At 68.1% G+C, this 4,946-nt stretch carries 7 protein-coding genes; 2 read left to right on the top strand and 5 right to left on the bottom strand.

Annotated features, from left to right (window positions below; translation table 11 throughout):
* From VFE05_23440 to VFE05_23420, 5 genes are all read right to left on the bottom strand, one after another.
* Positions 1 to 1,209, bottom strand: a 1,209-nt coding sequence (locus VFE05_23440; protein HET6233051.1) for an FAD-dependent oxidoreductase, incomplete at its 3' end; no start/stop codon positions are given.
* Entirely contained in the window at positions 1,206 to 1,619 is a 414-nt protein-coding gene (locus tag VFE05_23435) for a hypothetical protein (protein HET6233050.1), read from the bottom strand. The genes VFE05_23435 and VFE05_23440, both read right to left, overlap by 4 nt.
* On the bottom strand, positions 1,616 to 2,122 hold the full coding sequence (gene sdhC, locus VFE05_23430; protein ID HET6233049.1) for a succinate dehydrogenase, cytochrome b556 subunit: 507 nt from the start codon (positions 2,120 to 2,122) through the stop codon (positions 1,616 to 1,618). The genes VFE05_23435 and sdhC overlap by 4 nt, the downstream gene beginning before the upstream one ends.
* 101 nt (positions 2,123 to 2,223) lie before the next feature.
* Positions 2,224 to 3,144, bottom strand: a complete 921-nt coding sequence (gene mdh, locus VFE05_23425; protein HET6233048.1) for a malate dehydrogenase — start codon at positions 3,142 to 3,144, stop codon at positions 2,224 to 2,226.
* 143 nt (positions 3,145 to 3,287) lie between these two features.
* Complete coding sequence (locus tag VFE05_23420) at positions 3,288 to 3,761, bottom strand: tRNA (cytidine(34)-2'-O)-methyltransferase (GenBank protein ID HET6233047.1); 474 nt, start codon at positions 3,759 to 3,761, stop codon at positions 3,288 to 3,290.
* A gap of 196 nt (positions 3,762 to 3,957) precedes the next feature.
* Between VFE05_23420 and VFE05_23415 the strand changes: the two genes are divergently transcribed.
* On the top strand, positions 3,958 to 4,119 hold the full coding sequence (locus VFE05_23415) for a hypothetical protein (protein HET6233046.1): 162 nt from the start codon (positions 3,958 to 3,960) through the stop codon (positions 4,117 to 4,119).
* 199 nt (positions 4,120 to 4,318) lie between these two features.
* The gene (locus VFE05_23410) at positions 4,319 to 4,714 is read left to right on the top strand and encodes a hypothetical protein (protein ID HET6233045.1); all 396 of its coding nucleotides are present in this window, start codon (positions 4,319 to 4,321) and stop codon (positions 4,712 to 4,714) included.
* The last annotated feature ends 232 nt before the right edge of the window (positions 4,715 to 4,946 follow it).

The following is a 4,946-nucleotide window of genomic DNA, read 5'->3' as shown; positions in this document are numbered from 1 at the left end:
CACGAGGTCGAGCAGCGAGTTCGTGCCCAGCCGGTTGGCGCCGTGCACCGACACGCACGCTGTCTCGCCCGCCGCGTACATCCCCGGCAGCACGGTGTTCCTGTCGTCCAGGATCACCCGGCAGTCGATGTCGGTGGGGATGCCGCCCATCGCGTAGTGCGCCGTGGGCTGGATGGGCATCGGCTCCTTCACCGGGTCGATGCCCAGGTAGGTCCGGCAGAAGTCGGCGATGTCGGGAAGCTTCGACTCGATGACTTCCTTCCCCAGGTGCGTCGCGTCGAGGTACACGTACTTCTTGCCGTTGATGCCGCGCCCCTCACGGATCTCCTTGTGGATCGCGCGCGAGACCACGTCGCGGCTGGCCAGGTCCTTCATGGTGGGCGCATAGCGCTCCATGAACCGCTCGCCGTTGTCGTTGCGCAGGATGCCGCCCTCGCCGCGCACGCCCTCGGTGATGAGGATGCCCAGGCGGTAGATGCCCGTGGGGTGGAACTGGTAGAACTCCATGTCCTCCAGCGGGATGCCCGCCCGCAGCGCGATCGCCGGGCCGTCGCCCGTGTTGGCGTGCGCGTTCGACGTGATGCTCCACACCCGCCCGAAGCCGCCCGTGGCGAACAGCGTCGCCTTCGCGCGGAAGACGTGCAGGTCGCCGGACTCCACGTGCCACGCCACCACGCCGCAGCACACCCCGCCCTCCACGATCACGTCCACGACCTGGAACTCGTCGTAGAAGTCCACGCCGTTCTTGATGCAGTTCTGGTAGAGCGTCTGCAGGATCATGTGGCCCGTGCGGTCGGCCGCGTAGCAGCTGCGGCGCACCGGGCCCTGCCCGAAGTGGTGCGTGTGCCCGCCGAAGGGGCGCTGGGCGATCTTGCCGTCGGGCGTGCGCGAGAACGGCAGGCCCATGTGCTCCAGCTCGACGATGACGTCCACCGCCTCCTCGCACATGGTCTGGATCGCGTCCTGGTCACCCAGGTAGTCCGACCCCTTCACGGTGTCGAACGCGTGCCACTCCGGGTGGTCCTCCTCCAGGTTCGCCAGCGCCGCGCAGATGCCGCCCTGCGCCGCGCCCGTGTGCGAGCGCGTGGGGTACAGCTTGGAGATGACCGCCGTCTTGATGTTCGGATTCCGCGACAGGTAGATGGCGGCCATCATCCCCGCCCCGCCCGCGCCCACCACCAGCGAGTCGTACGTATGCGTATGGATCATTGCCCGGCGAAGACTCGAGGGTCGAAGGTCAGCAGCGCGAAGATGCCCACGGCCAGCGAGCCCAGCACGATGGTGTAGACGATCGTCTTCACCACCATCTGCGCGCCCGGCCTGCGCACGTAGTCCTCGATGGAGTAGCGCGCCCCGTTCAGCCCGTGCAGCATGGCGAAGCTCACCAGCGCCACGTTGAAGAGGCGCCAGAACGGGTTCGTCCACCGCTCCCGCACCACGTCGGCGCTCAGGTGGTGCACGCCGATGATCAGGTTCCACCACACCAGGTGGTACAGCGCCAGGAAGATGAGCAGCAGCCCCGAGATGCGCATGAAGAACCACGCCGCCAGCTCGAAGTTGCCGCGGTCGCGCGGGCGCTCGTAGCCGCCGCCGCGCCGGGCCGCGCCCCGCCCGCTCACAGCGCCACCCCCTGCCCAGCAGACGGAGCCTGCGCCGTGGGCGTGGGCGAGAGCCGGTCCTCGTGCCGCACCCGCTGCTGCTCCTCGTACCGCGCCGCGCCCGGCTCCGGCCGGCCGAACAGCGGCGAGATCATCATCCACGTCACCGGCAGCATCGCCAGCACCACCACGGCGGCCACGGCGTACGTCATCTGCCGCTGCCGCAGCATGGTGCGCGGCCAGAAGTCCTGCACCACCACGCGCAGCCCGTTGGCCGCGTGGAAGAGCACGGAGAAGAAGATCAGCAGCTCCGCCACGCGGAAGAAGCCCGACTTGTACAGGGCCAGGGCCTCGTCGTACAGGTCGGGACGGTAGATCACGATGGCGGTGTCCACCACGTGCACGATGAGGAAGAGCAGGATGCCCAGCCCCGTCACGCGGTGCAGCAGCCACGCCCACATCCCCTCGCGCCCGCGGTAGCGGAGCGCGGAGCCGAGCGAGGTGGCCCGATGCGCAGAAGGCATACGGTACGTCTCCGTCGAGTTGCGAAGAGGAACGGTCCAGCCGTAAGAAAGAAGCGCCGCGTTCCCGTCCGAGAGACGGGAGACGCGGCGCCATCCGCCAGCTACACGAGCGCCATCGGCTCGCGCACTGCGTCGGCCGACTTCTCCAGCGCGGCGCGCTCCTCGGCCGAGAGCTCCACCTCGATGATCTTCTCCAGGCCGTTGCGGCCCAGCTTGCACGGGACGCCCAGGAAGAGGCCGTCCATCCCGTACTCGCCCTGCAGCCACGCGGCGCAGGGGAGGATGCGCTTCTTGTCCTTGACGATCGCCTCGGCCATCTGCACCGCGCCGGCCGACGGCGCGTAGTACGCCGAGCCCGTCTTCAGGAACTTCACGATCTCCGCGCCGCCGTTGCGCGTGCGGTCCACGATCGCGTCGAGCTTGTCCTTCGCGATGAGCTGCGTGACCGGGATGCCGGAGACGCTGGTGTAGGAGACGAGCGGCACCATGGTGTCGCCGTGGCCGCCCAGCACCATCGCCTGGATGTCCTCTACCGAGCAGTCCATCTCCAGGGCCAGGAACGAGCGGTAGCGCGCCGTGTCCAGCACGCCCGCCATGCCCAGCACCCGCTCGCGCGGGAAGCCGCTGGCCTTCATGGCCACGTAGCACATCACGTCCAGCGGGTTGCTGACCATGATGATGATCGCGTTGGGCGACACGCGGGCGATGTTCTCGCACACCTGGCGGACGATGCCCGCGTTGGTGGTGAGCAGGTCGTCGCGGCTCATGCCCGGCTTGCGCGCGATACCGGCGGTCACGATGTAGATGCCGGAGCCGGCGCTCTCCTCGTACCCGTTGCTGCCCGTGATGCGCGAGTCGAACAGCTCGATGGGGGCCGACTCCCACTGGTCCAGGCCCTTGCCCTGCGGGATGCCTTCGGCGATGTCGATGAGCACGACCTCGCGGGCGAGCTCCTTCTCGGCGACCCGCTGCGCCGCGGTGGCGCCCACGTTTCCGGCGCCGACGACCGTAATCTTGTCCATGATATCGAGAGCTGAAGTTCGCGTCGTGACTGCCCCGTCCGGTACTACCGTCCGGCGCGTAACCTAGACCCGGTGCCACCCCCTGTCAACCGAGCAAAACGGCGGGTTTACGGCGGTGTTCCGGGTCCGTCACGAAGCGTTCTTCACCCTTCCAGCGGAGGCCCGCCGGTCTGCCGCAGCGCCTCGTACAGCGCCACTCCGACCGCGGTGGAGAGGTTCAGGCTCCGCGCCACCTCGCGCATGGGGATGCGCAGGTTCCGCTCCGGATCGGCCGCCAGCAGGTCGTCCGGCAGCCCCCGCGACTCCGGGCCGAACAGCAGCACGTCGCCCGGCTCGAAGCGCGCCTCCCACAGCGACGTGTTCGCCTTCGTCGTCATCATCCAGATGCGGCGCGGCTGAACGGATGCGAGGAAGTCGGCGTACGTGGCGTGGTGCACGTACTCCGTGTGCTGCCAGTAGTCCATCAGCGCGCGCTTCGCCTTGGGGTGCGTGAAGCTGAACCCCAGGCGCCCGATCAGGTGCAGCGGCGTGCCCGTGGCCCCGCACGTCCGCGCGACGGCGCCCGCGTTCCCGGGAATCTCCGGCTCGTACAGGGCGATCTGGATCCTTGATCTCATGCGCGCCACGCTGCCGCATCCGCCCCGCGCGCGCAAGGCCCAGCCGCGGTTGCGTGTGCGATCTCGGATCCGGAGAGAGCGGAAGATGGAGACATCCCGAGCGCATCCGGCATCCACTTAGCGCCGTCGCGCGCGAAAATTGCAGCAGATTTCCCATCTCCTGAAGTACGTTCACCTGCGCAACTGGAGCACACAGATGAGCAAGCTGACACTGAGCATCGAACACCTGGAAGTCGCCTCGTTTGAGCCCGCTCCCGCCGTCAAGGACATCGTGGCCGACGACGGCACGTACGACACCGTCGGCGTCTTCTGCACCTATCCCAAATACTCCTGCCTCCTCGCCTGCCAGAGCGTCTGACCTCCTGGCCGCGCCCGTCTGTCCATCCGCTCCCACGAGTGCCCGCCGATCCGTGGGACCGGATGGTCATCCACGGGGAGCCGCATCACCACCACTCCTATTGCGCCGAGGTCCGTCACGCGTTAAACATCTGAGGACGCAATAGACGCCGCTCCACGTGCGGTGCAGAGTCGAAGGAACCCGAACCAAGGAGTAACTGATGAGAAAAGCAGGCAAGTGGATGAGCATCCTGGCGCTCGCGGCCGCGGTGGCAGGATGCGAGTCGGGCGCGAGCACGGCACGGAGCACCGGGCCCACCGGTCCGCGGCTGACGTTATCGTCCTCGTCCGTATCCCTCAACGGCCCCAGCCCCGTGCACGCCGGCAGCACCTGCGTGTACTACGCCAACGTCTCCGGCGGTACCGCCCCGTACTCGTATTCGTGGAGCGCATCCGGCGGCACGTTCAGCGACCTGGGCGACGGCGTGATCGAGGCGACGCGAAGCACCGTCGGCATCCTGAACCTGAGCGTCACCGTCACCGACGCGAACAACGATACGGCGAGCGGCTTCAAGACCGTCAACTTCACCAGCACCGCCCCGTACTGCGCCCCCTGACGTTCGGCGATCACCCCGCTTGCGGCGATACAGCGCCGACCGCGACGGGATGTTCGTCCGCCAGCGGGCGTGCACGACGACGAAGGCGGGGGCGGCTTCCGATGCCGCTCCCGCCTTCGTCTCGTCTCCATGCAGGCTGATCGACCCTGCTCCACCGGTACTCAGGCAACCCGAAACGACTTCGCGAGGTAGTGGCTTCGCAGCAGCGCGCGGTGGTGCAGCTCGTGGCCGG

The sequence above is a fragment of the Longimicrobiaceae bacterium genome, from assembly GCA_035696245.1.
Classification (GTDB): Bacteria; Gemmatimonadota; Gemmatimonadetes; order Longimicrobiales; family Longimicrobiaceae; genus DASRQW01.
The sequence above is the reverse complement of the archived record's forward strand: the minus strand, read 5'-3'. Positions and strand labels throughout refer to the sequence as shown.